The sequence below is a fragment of the Candidatus Acidiferrales bacterium genome, assembly GCA_035934015.1.
Lineage (GTDB): Bacteria > Acidobacteriota > Terriglobia > Acidiferrales > UBA7541 > DAHUXN01.
This window is the reverse complement of record DASYYH010000016.1, coordinates 311947-326157: the sequence shown is the minus strand read 5'-3', so window position 1 is coordinate 326157 and position 14211 is coordinate 311947. Positions and strand designations below refer to the sequence as shown.

The following is a 14211-nucleotide window of genomic DNA, read 5'->3' as shown; positions in this document are numbered from 1 at the left end:
CGCTCTTTCGCCTAGAGGCGCTCCCACCAGTGTTTTGCGCTGTTCGGCGGTTCGAGCAGCACCGTCGCGGTCATTCCCGTAAAGAATCGGTGCTCCGGATTCGGCAGCCGGACCTTGATCGCAAATGTCTGAATGTCGCGTTTTGTCCGGCTGACGTCGCGTTGCGTCGCAAAATCCCCCTCCACGCCTTTGAAGAAAACTTTTCCTTGTACCGTCCTCCCCGAAGGCAGCAGAACGGACATCATCTGCCCAAACTGCACAGAGTCGATATACGTCTCCGGCACATCCGCTCGCACCCACAGATCGTCCATATCGACGAGCACAACAATCGGGCTTCCTTCCTGCACCATTTCGCCCTGTTTCGCCACGCGCACAGACACAATCGCGTTGATCGGCGCATAGACCTTCGTATAGCCCAGCTGTGTCTCGTCCTGATCCCGCACCGCGATGGCCTGCTTCAATTGCGCCTGAATCGAAGCGATCTGGCTCCGCAGAACGGCGACTTGCTTGCGATTCGCGGTCGCCACTTCCAGCGCCGCGCGCTGTGATTTCACTTGGTCCGTCAGCGAACGAACATTGGCATCCGACGCCTTAAACGTCGCCACGGCGCTGTCGCGATCTTGCGCCGCCACCACGCCGGAGGTGTACAGGCTGACTTCGCGTTTCATATTGATGTCATTTAGTTCATTCGTTGCCTGTGCTTGCTGCAATTGCGCCTGGCTCGCGGTGTAGTTCGCCTGCGCGACGTTCAGCGCCGCCGCAGTCTGGCTGTCGGTGAGGCTCAAGTTCGCCTGTGCCTGCACCACTTGCGCGCGCAGGCTGTTGATGGCCGCGTCCTGCGCCGCCACTTGGGCTTGCAGTTCCGCCGGATCGAGATCCGCGATCAGGTCGCCTTTTTTCACTTCCGTTCCTTCGTCGACGTACAGCTTGATGATGCGGTCGCTGATCTGCGGGCTGACCACTACGTCGTTCCCATCCACCACGCCGATCAGCGGATACGCGCTCCCGTGCGGCGTGGTTGTCACGTAAATCACCACCGCAATCATGAAAAGCACGCCGAGCATTCCGAAAAATTTCTTGCCGGTCATGAAGTCCTCGCATCAGAAGTTCTTACGGAAACAATCCTCACGGGCCGCTTTTTCGCCGGCCGCATCCTCGCCGTTCGCCGGAACAGTCCGTGCTCCAGCAAATCCATCACCGCCCGTTTGTGTTCCGCGATGGCGCGCGGGTCCAGCGCATCGCGCCCCAGGAGCTCGCTGTGCATTGGCGCACCCGAGAAATAAAAGACGATCATGGCGAGGATGTTGATCACCGTGTGGTTCGCGTCAATCGCCTCAAATTCGCCGTTGGCGACGCCTTGCTGGATTAGCTTCGACAGTTGTTTGAATCTCGGCTCGAAATATTCGCGCGCCACCCAGCGATACTGCTTCGGATCTTCCATCACCATATGCTGCATGAGCCGCGCATAGTTCGGATGTTCGATACGAAACCGAAAATATCCTTCCATGAACGCCAGAATCGCCTGCCGCCCTGACGCTCCGGCCCGCGTCGCCATCTCAATCGTTCGCCCCGCCTGCCCGAACAGATTTTCGAAGACGGCGCGGTACAGTTTTTCCTTGCTGTCAAAATAGTAGTAGAGCATGGCCTTGTTGACGTGCGCCGCCCGCGCGATCTCTTCCGTTCGTGCGCCGGCCAGTCCTTCCGCCGCGAAAATTCGCTCTGCCGCGGACAAAATCCGCCGCGCCGTTTCCGGATTGTCGACTTTTTTTCGTCCTCGGTGCATTTGCGTTTTAGAGGTTCACGCGCGCCAGAGCGTCTGGCATATACCGTGGGCCAGTGGCCGCTCCGCGCGGCGCCGCTTCTTCGATACGCGCCAAATCGCTCGCCGAAAGCTCGATTTCAATCGCCTTAAGATTTTCTTCCAGATACGCGCGCCGCTTCGTCCCCGGAATCGGCACGATGTCGCGTCCTTGCGCCAGCACCCACGCCAGCGCCAGTTGCGACGGCTGGCAATGCTTCTCCTTCGCGATTTCGTGAATCCGCTCCACCAGCGTCATGTTTTTCCCGAAATTTTCGCCCTGAAATCGCGGGAAATTCCGCCGGTTGTCGTCCGCTGCCAGGTCCTCATATCGCCGGATTTTCCCCGTCAGAAATCCGCGCCCCAGCGGGCTGTACGCCACGAATCCGATCCCCAGCTCGCGGCACGTCCCGAGAATTTCATCCTCCGGTTCGCGCGACCACAGCGAGTATTCCGTTTGCAGCGCTGCAATCGGATGAACCGCATGCGCGCCCCGAATCGTTTTCGGTGCCGCTTCCGAAAGTCCTAGATACCGCACCTTTCCTTCTTCGATAAGCCGTGCCATCGCGCCCACCGTTTCCTCAATCGGCGTGTCCGGATCGACGCGGTGTTGATAGTAAAGATCAATCGCCGCGATCTTCAGCCGCTTCAGGCTGGCCTCGCACGCGCTCTTCACGTACTCCGGCCGCCCATTCGTACCGATGAACGGCCCGTCCGGTTTGCGCACGCTCCCGAATTTCGTCGCTATGATCACTTCGTTCCGTCGCCCGCGAATGGCTTTTCCGACGAGTTCCTCATTCCTTCCGCTGCCGTAAACATCCGCGGTATCCAGCAGCGTGACGCCCAGATCAATCGCGCGGTGCAGGGTAGCGATGGATTCGCCGTCGTCGCGTCCCGCGTAGAAATCCGACATCCCCATGCAGCCGAGTCCCAGTGCCGAAACCGCCAGGCTGCTTTTCCCCAATCGCCGGTAGTGCATGTTGCTCCTCGAAATGCGGGCAGGCTGGTTTCGCCTCGGTCGCTCTCTCGTATTTATTTAACTAACCGGTTAGTCTAATTAAATCGCGGTGAAAAAGTCAAGCCTGGAGTTGTGAAAAGAATTTAACCTTCGAGCGCCCCGCCGGCCCCGGCGGGCAGTTCGATGGAGTATTTCGTGCGCGCCTTTTCGCCGTGTTGCTCGATGGCCAGCTCGATCAGGCGCGAAATGAGTTCGGTGTAAGGCAGGCCTGTCGCTTCCCACATCTTCGGATACATGCTGATGCTCGTGAATCCGGGAATCGTATTCACTTCGTTCAGATAAATTTTTCCCGTGCCGCGTTCCAGGAAAAAATCCACGCGCGCCATCCCCGTGCATTCGATTGACTGAAACGCACGCACCGCGTAATCCTGAAATTGCGCCGCTTGTTTCTTGTTGAGCTTTGCCGGAATTTCCAGTCGTGTCCCTGATTCCAGGTATTTCGCCTGATAATCGTAAAATTCGCGGTGCGGAATGATTTCTCCCGGAATCGCCGCCTTTGGTTCTGCGTTTCCCAGCACCGCAACCTCGATTTCCCGTCCGCGAATCGCGCGCTCCACGATGATTTTCAGCGCGAATTCCGCCGCCAGGTCCATCGCCGCGGGCAGCTCCGCCGCATTGTGCACGCGCGTCATCCCGACCGACGAACCGAGCGTCGCTGGCTTGACGAACAGCGGAAACCGAAATTTCTTTTTGATCGCCACAAGCGTTTTCCCGCGGTTCTTTTCCCATTCATGCCGCGAAATCGCCAGAAACGGCACGATGGGCAGCTTCGCGTCGCGGAAAATTCGCTTCTGCATGTCCTTGTCCATGCCCACGGCTGAGCCAATCACGCCCGCGCCAACGTACGGAACGCCGGCAAGATCCAGCAGTCCTTGCACCGTCCCGTCTTCGCCAAACGTCCCGTGCAGCACGGGAAAAATCACATCGATCTTCACGCTCGGCTGCGATTGCCCTGTCAAAGGCACAAGTGCCGCTGCGCTCGGATCCGGCGGCAGCACGACGCGCTCGCCCGTCTTCAGCAATTCCGGCAGAATTTTCTGGTCCGTCATCTTTTGCGCCGCGGCTCCCACAAGCCAGCGCCCATCCTTCGCGATGCCGATAGGAACTGCTTCGTATTTTTCCGTATCCAGCGCGCGCATCACGGATGCCGCCGACGCCACCGAAACTTCGTGCTCGCCCGAGCGTCCGCCAAACAAAATTCCCACGCGCAAACGTTTTTTGTTTTCCATCAGAGGATTTTTTTGCCCAATCCCGAAAGCGTCAGTTCAACTCCCAGAATCGCGGTTTTGTTATGTAAATCCACCACCGGATTGATTTCCACCAGTTCAAACGAAACCAGCGCGCGGCTGTCCGCGATCATCTCTAGCGCCAGATGCGCTTCGCGGTACGTCACGCCGCCGCGCACGGGCGTCCCAACGCCTGGAGCTTCCGAAGGATCGAGAAAATCCATATCCAGGCTCACCGCCACGCCATTCGTATCGTCCGTCGCAAACCGCAGCGCTTCGGCCATCACGTCGCGCATCCCGCGCTCGTCGATTTCGCGCATCGTGAAAATGTGCACGCCCGATTTTTTCACCAGTTGCCGTTCTTTCGAATCCAGTTCGCGGATGCCGACCATCGCGATATTGCGCGGCTCGATTTTCGGTTTGAATCCGCAGATCTCCGTCAGTTCCGGCGCTCCGTAGCCCATGATCGACGCGAGCGGCATGCCGTGAACGTTTCCCGATGGGCTCGTCTCCGGCGTGTTCATATCGCCATGCGCGTCCAGCCAGATGAAGCCCACGCGCTTCGATTGTTTTTTGTAAAAAGAAGAAACTCCGGCGACTGATCCTGCGGCAATCGAATGATCGCCGCCCAGAATCATCGGCATCATCTCGTCGGCGAGCGCGCGCTCCACGGCTTCCGCCAATCCCTGGCAAGTCTCCGAAATTTCCTTCAGGTATTTCGCGCGCTTGTCGCCGTAATGCTGCTCTTCCGGCTGCTTGACGGCAATATTGCCGATGTCTTCCACCTGATAGCCGAGCTGCTTGAGCCGCGCTTGCAGTCCCGCCACACGCAGCGCGGACGGACCCATATCGACGCCGCGGCGGCTGGCGCCGAGGTCCATCGGCACACCGAGAATCCGTATTTTTTGCGCCATGTGTCGCTTGTCCCCCGGAAAAAACGGGCAGGCGAAGCAAACCTAAGGATAGACCCGGTACAACTCGAGCGCAAATCCAATCCCAAGGGCAAAGGCGAAAAGCAAAACAGGTGTCCGTCGCGGTGTCCAATGTTCAAAAAAGCAGGCAAGTGGTTTGCCGATTGGTATGAAGAAGGGAAGCGCAAGCGCAAGACGTTCGAGAAGCGCGAAGAAGCGAAAGCCTACGAAGAAGCAAGAAAAAAAGCGCAGCGCCGCTCACGCTCGCAGCATGGCTCGAAGAGCATCGGGCGGCGTGGAAGCCGCAAGACCCGCGCCGCCGCGTGCTGAAATATCTTCAGCGCGAAATCAATCCGCGCGATAGCTTCCGGCAAATCGCCGAGCCGGAAGCGTCGCGCACGCTGCTGCGCTTTGCGGAGAAGCGTTTCGCGCAAGCCACGCGAAGCCACTACGCCAGCGCCATGCAGCGCATTCAATCGCAAATCGCCGGGGAGTTGGGCGAGAAGCGAATCCCTCTGCCCACCGAAAGAAGGCCCGAGCAGAGAATCACGCGGCCCGCCGAGGACGAAGTGCAAAGCATCCTCGCGCGGGCCGAACCGGCTATGCGTGTGATTCTTCTGCTCTGCGCCGACTGCGGTTTAAGAACGGGGGAAGCGCGCGCCATCGCGCCGGAACATTTCGATGGCGCGAACATCACCTTCCGGCAGAAGGGCCACAGCACAAGAAGCACGCCGGTCACCGCGCGTCTCGCGCAAATGTTGCGCGAGGCGCCCGACGTCGGCGACCGCACCGTGCCGTACGCCCAGCTCTATTTCGGAGAGAAGCAGAAATTCTCCGAAGCCGTGATGCATAGCCGGTGGCGAGCCTTGCAGAAAGTCCTCGGCCTGAACAGCGGGCTGCGCATGCACGACTTCCGCAGAAGGCTCGCCACCAAACTCTACGAAGCCACCAAAGACCTTCGCGCCGCGCAAGCGGCGCTCGGCCATCAGAACCTCACCTCAACTCTGCGGTACATCGCTCCATTCGACCCCGCCAATCTGCGGGGCCTCATGGAGGATCTGAAAGCGCCCTTCAAACCGAAAGGAGAAAACAAGTGAGAGTCCCAACGAAAGTAACCGGCCACGTGCGGCACTTCGGGAAAGTTCTCAGGAGCATGTTTCCCCCGAGGCCAAAGCAAATCCCCGCCCAGCTCTGGAACGAATTGCTCTGGTTCAGCCGCAACACAATGCCCGCACCGGCCCGCTGGCGCGCCATCGCCATCGCTCTCGGCCAAGGCTACGGCATCACGGAGCGAGACCTCGAAAACGCAGGCATCATCCCGCGCAAGCCGGTCACCGAGGAACAAATCGTGAGGGGCAAATGAGCGGGTCGAGCATCGTGCTCGCAAAGCTCGCTCGCAGCATCGTGGACGATCTCGAAAGCGAGTGCCTCAAAGTCGAGGAGACCAACGGTTGGGAACCCTACGCGCTCGTCGACATGGTCGCCAGAATCATGGCGGCTCGATGCGCGGAACGCTGCGAGCCGCCACGGGAACGCTATAACTAGGGAGAAGCAGAGTGCGCGAAATCTACCACAGGTGGGGGTTGAAATCCAGGGCACCCCCAGATATTGTATCCCTCCGAGAGGAGGGCTAAAATCATGGGGACCCCCAAGCGTCAGCGTGTGCGCGCCAGCGCACACAAAGCTTCCCGGCAGCCGCCACCTTCGGCTGCCACCACCATCCGCAAGCTCCGTCAAAGATTGGACACCGGAGTGATCAGCGAAAGCGAATTCCGAATGCTGATGCGCATGGAAGAAAGAAGAAACGAGTGGGCTGCACAGGTAATGCTCAAGAGCCTCGCCAGAGAACTAATCGGCGATGCCGCCAAGCAGGCGCGAGCGGGACGCTCGCGCCTGCTCAATGTCGTCGGAAATATTTTGCTGGCCAGCGAATCAACAAGAATCAAATTAGCGCACAAAGAATTTTCCGCGGAAGAGCAGTATCAGATGGCTGCGCAGTGGCTCTCGAAACTTCCGCGTCCGTCGCAAACCAAAAGCATCATCGAACAAGTCGATGGACTCACGACGGCCGTTGCTGGAGTCGCGTCGAAAATCGACGAGCACGAAGACAAACTTGATTGACGCGCGGCAAGAAGCACGTCGACGAACTCGCTCGCGTAGAAGCGTCCAAGAAAGCAAAGCGCGCGTGGTACCGAAGGAACCAGTGTCATGTGCGCGCACAACAAGCAACGCATCGCAGGATGCTCGAAGGCTATTACCGCGCGCTGAAGAAAGCGCAGCGCAAGATCCATGGAATTCTTGCCGATGCCGGAATCTCCATCGTGAATGAACGCGAACTCAAAAACCCGTTGTTCAACGTGAACGGAAGAAAAGTGAGGTTGTCCGATGAGTGAAAAGCACGAGCGTCTGCACGAGAAGCACAGAAAGGAAAGAAGAGAGCAGAGCAAGCGTCATCGCGAGGAACACAGTGCCATGGCCGAGCGTCACGATCTCGAGAACGTGAAGCTCGAGCAGCGTCATCAGAACGAGCGCAATCAAGCCGAAGGCGGCGACGACGCGTTGCTGAACGGCTGAAGCAAAAGCAAAAGCAAAAGCAAAAGCACGGGCTGGCCCCTCCCGCTTCGCGGCCGCCGCGCGTCACCGCGCGGGCGCGTCACCGCGCCCCTTCGGGCGGTCGCCAATCGGCCAGCCCGCAAAACATTCGCAGGGGCAAGCGCATGAGCGGCAAAGACCGATGCGCTTGCCCCTGCTCACAAAAATCGGTTGCGGTGGTGCAGCAGGGGCTCGCCGCGCCGGTATATCCGTCGCGTCTCCGCGCCAGCGCACCACCGCGTCAAATCCTCGGCCCCCGCTGCGGGCTAGGCGTGCCAGCCCGCTGGCTGGCCCATCGCCCGCAGCACCCCCGCCCGTGCAGGCTGTAAAGCGCCTTCCCGGGCAGGGGTTAATCCGCAGCATCTTCAGTAAAGAAAATCCAGCAAACCCATCGAACGGCTGCGGCGAAAATCGTCCGCAGCCTCGTGCCGCAAGAACGGCCGGTCGATGCGCCCCTGCGCCGGTTGAGGGGTGGGTCATCGCCCAGCGGGTGGCCTGCTCCCGCGTGGGCGCGGCGCTCGCATGCTCGTCGCATGCCGCCCGCAAAAAACGCGGGCTGTCGCCGCCGCGCGACACGCTCCGCGCAGGCCACCCGCCGGTCTGCGCCGGACACCAGCCGGACACCACGGTGTCCGATTTCGCTGGACACCGGAGCGCAAACCATGATAGACACCACCACGGAAAGGGGCGGACACCAGCCGCAGCCACAACGGGAAGCGCTAAGGATAGACCCGGTACAACATGCGAGGGAACGGAATTACTTCGCGAATGTGTTCCGTTCCGCAAATCCACGCCACTGTGCGTTCCAGGCCCAGCCCAAATCCCGCGTGCGGAACGCTCCCGTAGCGCCGCAGGTCCAGATACCACTGGAACGATTCCTCCGGCAGATTGTGCTGGCGCAGCCGCTCGATCACCGTCTCGTAGCTCGACAGGCGCTCGCCGCCGCCAATGATTTCGCCGTAGCCTTCCGGCGCAATCATGTCGAAGCTTAGCGAAAGCTCCGGCCGCGCGGCGTCCGTCGCCATGTAGAAGGCTTTCATCGCTGCGGGATAACGGTGAATGATGACCGGCTTGTCGAAGTTTCTCGAAATGATCGTTTCTTCGTCGCCGCCGAAGTCGTCGCCAAATTTCGCTGCATTCCCGTTTTCGTTCAGAACTTTGATCGCCTCTTCATACAGGATGCGCGGAAAGGGCGGCTCGATTTTTTCAAGTTTGGCGACGTCGCGCTTCAGCATTTCCAGTTCGCGCGCGCGATTTTTCACGCACGCCTGCACCATCGCGCTCACAAGCCCTTCGCCCAGAATCATCATATCATCCAGATGCGCATAAGCCGCTTCCGGTTCGAGCATCCAGAATTCCGTCAGGTGTCGGCGCGTCTTCGATTTCTCCGCACGAAAGGTCGGCCCAAAGCAATAGACTTTCCCAAGCGCCGCCGCCGTCGCTTCCACGTAAAGCTGGCCGGACTGCGTGAGATACGCTTTCTGATCGTCAATGTAATCCACTTCGAAAAGCGTCGTCGTTCCTTCGCATGCCGCCGGCGTAAAAATCGGCGCATCCGTGAGCGTGTAGCCTTGCGAGTCCATGAAATTCCGCGCCGCGCGCTCCGCCTCCGCACGAATGCGCAAAATGGACGCCTGACGAGGCGTGCGAATCCACAAATGACGCTGGTCGAGCAGAAAATCGACGCCGTGCTCTTTGAGCTGAATCGGATACGGATTCGCTTCCGGCACACGCTGCAAAATTTCCACTGCACTGACGTGCAATTCGTATCCGCCCGGCGCGCGCGGCTCCGCGGCAACTTTGCCCGTCACGATGACGCTCGATTCCTGCGTCAAGCCTTTCGCTGCGTTGAACGCGTCCGCATGTTCCTTCAGTGAAATGACACCCTGAATGATTCCTGTGCCGTCGCGAAAAATGGGGAAAAGCAGTTTGCCGGATTCGCGCAGATTGTAGAGCCAGCCGCGGACGGTAATTTCCTGTCCCACGTGCTGTCCCGCATGTTCGATTGCCACAACCGGCATAAACACCCCTGCCTTTCTCGTTTCACTCCGCCGGAAATTCAATTATGCGCGGCGGAGCGTTTTGCCGCGAGAGCTTGTTCGAGTTTTTCGAAGGCCGCCGTCGCGTCAGCAAGCGACGGTGCTTGCGCGGACTGCTCGCGGAGTTCCAAGACAAACGGCAAAGAATTTTCCGGCGAAGCGACAGCCCCAAGCGCCGCGTCCCAGTCGATGTTTCCGCTATAGGGCGCGAGATGCTCGTCCTTTTCGCCGTGATTGTCGTGCACGTGAATCGTGGCCACCAGATCGCGCATCGTTTCGAAGCTGAGCTCAACGCCATCTTCGATGTGCGCATGGCCAATGTCGAAACAGAATTTCAAATCCAATCGCGTGTCGGCGACAAAATGCCGCAGCGTCGCCGGCGCGCTCAATTCGCCCAGCGTGTTTTCCAGCAAAATCGCCACGCCGCGCTGCTTCGCAAAAATCGTCAGATGCTCCAGCGAATTGAACGCCGCGTCGAGTTTTCGCGGGTCGTGCGCTTCGCGTCCGCCGCCGATGTGCTGCACCAGATATTTGAACGGAATTTGCTCCGCGATTTCCAGCGTGCGCTTCACTTCATCCACCGCATCGAGCCGCCGGACGCGTTCTGGATCGGAAATCGAAATCGGAATTCCGCTCTCGCGCTTGCCGGGAAGCAAATCGCGTTCCGTCGGCGAATGCAGAGAGTGAATCGTCAATCCGTGCTCGCCAATCCATTCCGATAAAGTGCGAATCGCCTGCGTCGAGCGGTAATTCAGGTGCACGGGCGTGCAATAGATTTCGACCTGGCTGATCCCCGCCTGCCCAATCTCAGCGAGCAGCGCGGAGGTCAGCGGCTGCGTGCAATAGCGATACGTTGAGAGGACGCGTTGCATGGCCAGGATTTATTTTTTCTCGCAAAAATACTTCAGCGCCATCCGCGCTTTACAAAATCAAAGGGCCGAATCTCTATGGTCTTTGGAAAACTCTCCGGCGTCAATAGCCGCGCGCAGCGCCCTGCCTGCGCGGGTCGGGCGCGCCAAGGCGCTCGCCCGTTTTCGGATCAACGCCAATCGCTTCAACTTCGCCGATCCATCCGCGCCGCGGCGCCAGATGATAGCCGTGCTGCACCAGTTGCTGCGCGACAGCGTCCGGAAATGTCGGCTCGATCAGAACGACGTCCGGCATCCATTGCTGATGGAAGCGCGGCGCGTTGATAGCCTGCTGCGCGTCCATGCCCAGCCAGCCCCAGTTGAGAACGCTGAGCAGCGTCGCGGAAATAATGCGCGGGCCGCCCGGAGAGCCAGTGACGAAGCTGAGCTGGCCATTGCGCAACACGATGGTCGGCACCATGGAACTCAGCGGGCGATGACCGGGCGCGATGGCGTTGGCTTCCGATTGCAGCAGGCCGAACATATTCGGCTTGCCCGGCGCGCTGGTGAAATCGTCCATTTCATCGTTGAGCAGAAAGCCGTCCGTCGAAGTCACGGCCGAGCCGTAGCTGTCATTCAGCGTATACGTATTGGAGGCCGCGTTGCCGTCCGCGTCGACGACGGAATAATGCGTCGTGTGATTTTTCTTTGCTTCGGCAGTAATCCACGCGGCGGCATCTTCGCGCGAAAGTTGTTCGATCGGCTCGAGGTTCGCGCTTCCCGCCGGCGTACTCGCAGCGCTGTCAAACGGCGCGGGATTTCCGGCGCCGATTTGCGCGCTCGATGTCGCTTCTTCGGGATCGATTGTCGCGCGGCGCTCGGCGGCGTATTTCTCGTTCAAAAGTCCGGCGATGGGGACGTGCGTGAAATCGGAATCGCCGAGAAACGTCGCGCGATCTGCGAAAACGCGGCGCATGGCCTCGACGACCAGATGCACGGACTGCGCGTCATCCCACGACTTCAGCTCATAGGGCGCGAGAATATTCAGCGCTTCGAGAATGGCGATCCCGCCGGAGCTTGGCGGCGGACTGGTGATGACCGTCCACTGATTTCCGCGCTCGTGATAGGAGCCGACAAGCGGATCGCGCAATTTCGCGTGATAGCTGGCGAGATCGGCCGTGCTGATCAAGCCGCCGTTCTCAGCCATTTGCGCCGTCAGATCTTTCGCCGTCTTGCCTTCGTAAAATTCGCTCGGGCCGTTTTTCGCGATGCGCTCGAGCGTCGCGGCAAGCACGGGCTGGCGGAAAATATCGCCCGCATGACAGAGCTGCCCGCCATTCAGGAAAATTTTCTTGCTCTCGGGAAATTGTCCGAGGCGGTCGGCGGAGCGGCTGAGCGAACCCGCGAGTTTCTCGCCGAGCGGAAAGCCTTCCCGCGCCAGCCGAATCGCCGGCGCCATATCTTCCGCGAGCGTCAACTTGCCGAAAGTTTTCACCGCGAGCGCCATGCCCGCGACCGTGCCCGGAACGCCGACGGAGAGATATCCGGTGGTCGAGCGGCCGGGAACGATATTGCCGTCAGCGCCAAGGTACATATCCCGCGTGGCGCGCTTCGGTGCTTCTTCGCGATAGTCGACGAATTTCGTGCGTCCATCGGCCATGCGCACGAGCATGAATCCACCGCCGCCGATATTGCCCGCTTCCGGCTCAACGACCGCGAGAGCGAAGCCCACGGCGACCGCCGCGTCCACGGCGTTGCCGCCTTTCTTCAAAATTTCCACGCCCGCCTCGGAGCCAAGCGCTTCGTCGCTGACGACCATGGCGTGCGCGCCGCGCACGGCGGTGGGAGGCCAGCTGGGATTCTGAATTTCGCCCGCGGGCGAAAATTCGCGCGGCTGCGGCTGCGTTTGCTGTTGCGCCTGCGCGGAGGCAATCGCCCCCGTGAGGCAGAAAATGGTCAGGCAAAAAATTGCGGCAGCGGCGCATGAAATTGCCGCAAAAACGAGTGACTTCATCAGTGTTCGCATGGCGAGATCGAATCTATGCGATTGGAGACAAGCCGTCAAGCCGCGGGAAGCCCCTGTAGGGGCGGGCTTCAGCCCCGCCCCCGCCCGTTCGACGTGTATGACCGCTGCCGCACCGGCGGCGCTTGCCTTCGCGATCTCCGCGAGCCTCTTTCCCAATTTGGGAACAGCCGTTTTGGCGCGAGTGTCCGAAATCGCAAAGTTTTTCAAAAAATCGAAAGAATCAGCGATTAGAACGACCTCCCGTTGTTTGTTTTGTGTGAGTTGCATCGAGTTCTAATAATTCATATCACTAGCGATTAGAATCCTCCAAAGCGTATAAAAAGCGAAAAGCCGCGTCTCCGCGGCTGACCTCACGTTCAATTGTGTGCAGACCAAAATTCGGCCCGCAAATACCTATGTACTATAAGGTTAACGGAAAGTCAAGGAGAAAAAACTAACCGGGATAGTGAGGAAAGGGCAGAGCCTCAAAAACGGAGGCTCCGCCACGCAATAAAACAGGACACGTTAGGGTTGTTCGGGCGGGCTGAAGGCATAGATCATGCCTTGCATGGTGCCGAGGTAGAGCATGTTTGGAGTGACGCCGATGCCGCGGACCATCTGCTTTGGAAAGTCGTGCGACCACGCAAGAGAGCCATCGGACTGTCGGTAAGCGTAGAGATGGCCGCTGTCGCTGGCAAGAACTTCGCCGTGCCAGAGATACGGCCAAGCCGTTCCCCATCCGTGTTCGTCGCTGACCTTCCAGTTGATACGCTGCGATGTCAGGTTCAGCGAGACAAGGTCTTCGCCACTGTTTGGGCCCAGGTCCGGCATTGCGAATAGATTGTTTCCCGCCGTAGTGACATTTCTCCACGGTTCACCCGAAAAGGCAATTGAGCCTAAGTTTGTGCCGTCCTTGATCCGCAAGCGGTAGAAATGGCCTGCGGTGGCGGCATAAATGCTGTCACCCATAACGATGGGTGAGGTCGTGACCGGCGAGTCGAGATTCGTTTTCCAAAGCAGCTTCCCTGAATCGGAGTCGAGTGCGTAGACAACGCCGTCGTGGCCGTCGAATATGACCGTGTTGCCTGCGAGTATGGGCGCATTGGCCCACTCAGGTTTTGTTCGGTCATAATTGCTGGCGAAATGCCAACGGAGCTGGCCGGTAGCAATGTCAAGACAGAGAAGGTCATCGCCCTGTGCGACGGTATAAAGGAATTCATCTTTTCGTACAATGTTTGTGGCTACGCCACAGTCAAGGTAAGCCGAGGTTGTAACCAGGTATTTCCAGCGGACTTTGCCCGTGGTGCGGTCAAATGCGTAGATGTGGCCTTGCTTGCCAATGTCTGTGCCAATGACGACTAAATCATCCGTGATAAGCGGGTCGCCATGAAAGCTGGTTTGGTCGCCGTCCTGATGGATGTTGTAGCTCCAGCGGACTTGACCGGTCTGTTTGTCGAGAGCATAGAAATTTCCAGAGCAGGAACCGATGTAAAGCGTGTCTCCCGCAACTGTGGGAGAGGAAAAGACTCAACCGTGGGTATTGAATTGCCACCGGACAGCTGGGTCAGAAGATTTCTCCGGCTGAGGCACAGGGTTATTGGTTTGAGCGAGGCAATTGACGGCAGCGAGCCCCACAGAGGCAATTACAAACGATACTGCGTAAGCAAGGGTAAAAAGGTGTTTCTTCATGGTGCCTCCTTGTTTCGAGATGGTAGGTCGAGGGCTCACCGAAAGCAAGATTAGCGATTTTATTCGCGATGTGAGGCGGTGATGC

17 protein-coding genes and 1 pseudogene are annotated in these 14211 nt (G+C 59.0%); 7 read left to right on the top strand and 11 right to left on the bottom strand.

The window, feature by feature from the left end; genetic code table 11:
* Positions 1 to 11 precede the first annotated feature (11 nt).
* The 5 genes from VGR81_08740 to rocF all read right to left on the bottom strand — a co-directional run bounded on the left by VGR81_08740 (position 12) and on the right by rocF (position 4956).
* Positions 12 to 1088: an efflux RND transporter periplasmic adaptor subunit gene (locus tag VGR81_08740; GenBank protein HEV2289024.1), complete on the bottom strand. Its 1077-nt coding sequence runs from the start codon at positions 1086 to 1088 to the stop codon at positions 12 to 14.
* A complete protein-coding gene (locus VGR81_08735; GenBank protein HEV2289023.1) occupies positions 1085 to 1783 on the bottom strand; it encodes a TetR/AcrR family transcriptional regulator in 699 nt (232 codons plus the stop codon). The genes VGR81_08740 and VGR81_08735 overlap by 4 nt, the downstream gene beginning before the upstream one ends.
* 7 nt (positions 1784 to 1790) lie before the next feature.
* Positions 1791 to 2777: an aldo/keto reductase gene (locus VGR81_08730; GenBank protein HEV2289022.1), complete on the bottom strand. Its 987-nt coding sequence runs from the start codon at positions 2775 to 2777 to the stop codon at positions 1791 to 1793.
* Positions 2778 to 2899: 122 nt separating this feature from the next.
* Positions 2900 to 4045 carry a D-alanine--D-alanine ligase family protein gene (locus tag VGR81_08725; protein ID HEV2289021.1) on the bottom strand — a complete coding sequence of 382 codons (1146 nt, stop codon included), beginning with the start codon at positions 4043 to 4045 and terminating at the stop codon, positions 2900 to 2902.
* Positions 4045 to 4956 carry an arginase gene (gene rocF / locus VGR81_08720; protein ID HEV2289020.1) on the bottom strand — a complete coding sequence of 304 codons (912 nt, stop codon included), beginning with the start codon at positions 4954 to 4956 and terminating at the stop codon, positions 4045 to 4047. Before rocF ends, VGR81_08725 begins: the two co-directional genes overlap by 1 nt.
* Positions 4957 to 5085: 129 nt before the next feature.
* On the opposite strand from rocF, the gene VGR81_08715 reads away from it, so the two are divergent.
* The 7 genes from VGR81_08715 to VGR81_08685 all read left to right on the top strand — a co-directional run bounded on the left by VGR81_08715 (position 5086) and on the right by VGR81_08685 (position 7527).
* Positions 5086 to 5283, top strand: a complete 198-nt coding sequence (locus tag VGR81_08715) for a hypothetical protein (GenBank protein HEV2289019.1) — start codon at positions 5086 to 5088, stop codon at positions 5281 to 5283.
* Positions 5277 to 6050, top strand: coding sequence for a tyrosine-type recombinase/integrase (locus VGR81_08710; protein ID HEV2289018.1), 774 nt, complete (start codon positions 5277 to 5279; stop codon positions 6048 to 6050). The genes VGR81_08715 and VGR81_08710 overlap by 7 nt, the downstream gene beginning before the upstream one ends.
* Entirely contained in the window at positions 6047 to 6316 is a 270-nt protein-coding gene (locus VGR81_08705; GenBank protein ID HEV2289017.1) for a hypothetical protein, read from the top strand. Before VGR81_08710 ends, VGR81_08705 begins: the two co-directional genes overlap by 4 nt.
* Positions 6313 to 6498, top strand: coding sequence for a hypothetical protein (locus VGR81_08700; GenBank protein HEV2289016.1), 186 nt, complete (start codon positions 6313 to 6315; stop codon positions 6496 to 6498). The genes VGR81_08705 and VGR81_08700 overlap by 4 nt, the downstream gene beginning before the upstream one ends.
* A 93-nt stretch (positions 6499 to 6591) precedes the next feature.
* On the top strand, positions 6592 to 7074 hold the full coding sequence (locus VGR81_08695) for a hypothetical protein (protein HEV2289015.1): 483 nt from the start codon (positions 6592 to 6594) through the stop codon (positions 7072 to 7074).
* A gap of 89 nt (positions 7075 to 7163) precedes the next feature.
* Positions 7164 to 7346, top strand: coding sequence for a hypothetical protein (locus tag VGR81_08690; protein HEV2289014.1), 183 nt, complete (start codon positions 7164 to 7166; stop codon positions 7344 to 7346).
* A complete protein-coding gene (locus VGR81_08685) occupies positions 7339 to 7527 on the top strand; it encodes a hypothetical protein (GenBank protein HEV2289013.1) in 189 nt (62 codons plus the stop codon). The genes VGR81_08690 and VGR81_08685 overlap by 8 nt, the downstream gene beginning before the upstream one ends.
* A gap of 737 nt (positions 7528 to 8264) precedes the next feature.
* On the opposite strand, the gene asnS is transcribed toward VGR81_08685, so the two are convergent.
* The 6 genes and pseudogenes from asnS to VGR81_08655 all read right to left on the bottom strand — a co-directional run bounded on the left by asnS (position 8265) and on the right by VGR81_08655 (position 14126).
* On the bottom strand, positions 8265 to 9566 hold the full coding sequence (gene asnS / locus VGR81_08680; protein ID HEV2289012.1) for an asparagine--tRNA ligase: 1302 nt from the start codon (positions 9564 to 9566) through the stop codon (positions 8265 to 8267).
* Between the two features lie 38 nt (positions 9567 to 9604).
* Positions 9605 to 10456 carry a sugar phosphate isomerase/epimerase family protein gene (locus tag VGR81_08675; protein ID HEV2289011.1) on the bottom strand — a complete coding sequence of 284 codons (852 nt, stop codon included), beginning with the start codon at positions 10454 to 10456 and terminating at the stop codon, positions 9605 to 9607.
* Positions 10457 to 10556: 100 nt separating this feature from the next.
* Entirely contained in the window at positions 10557 to 12446 is a 1890-nt protein-coding gene (ggt, locus tag VGR81_08670; GenBank protein ID HEV2289010.1) for a gamma-glutamyltransferase, read from the bottom strand.
* A gap of 516 nt (positions 12447 to 12962) precedes the next feature.
* The gene (locus VGR81_08665; protein ID HEV2289009.1) at positions 12963 to 13268 is read right to left on the bottom strand and encodes a PQQ-binding-like beta-propeller repeat protein; all 306 of its coding nucleotides are present in this window, start codon (positions 13266 to 13268) and stop codon (positions 12963 to 12965) included.
* Between the two features lie 96 nt (positions 13269 to 13364).
* Positions 13365 to 13952: pseudogene (locus tag VGR81_08660) on the bottom strand (PQQ-binding-like beta-propeller repeat protein).
* Positions 13953 to 13964: 12 nt separating this feature from the next.
* Positions 13965 to 14126, bottom strand: a complete 162-nt coding sequence (locus tag VGR81_08655) for a hypothetical protein (GenBank protein HEV2289008.1) — start codon at positions 14124 to 14126, stop codon at positions 13965 to 13967.
* Positions 14127 to 14211 lie beyond the last annotated feature (85 nt).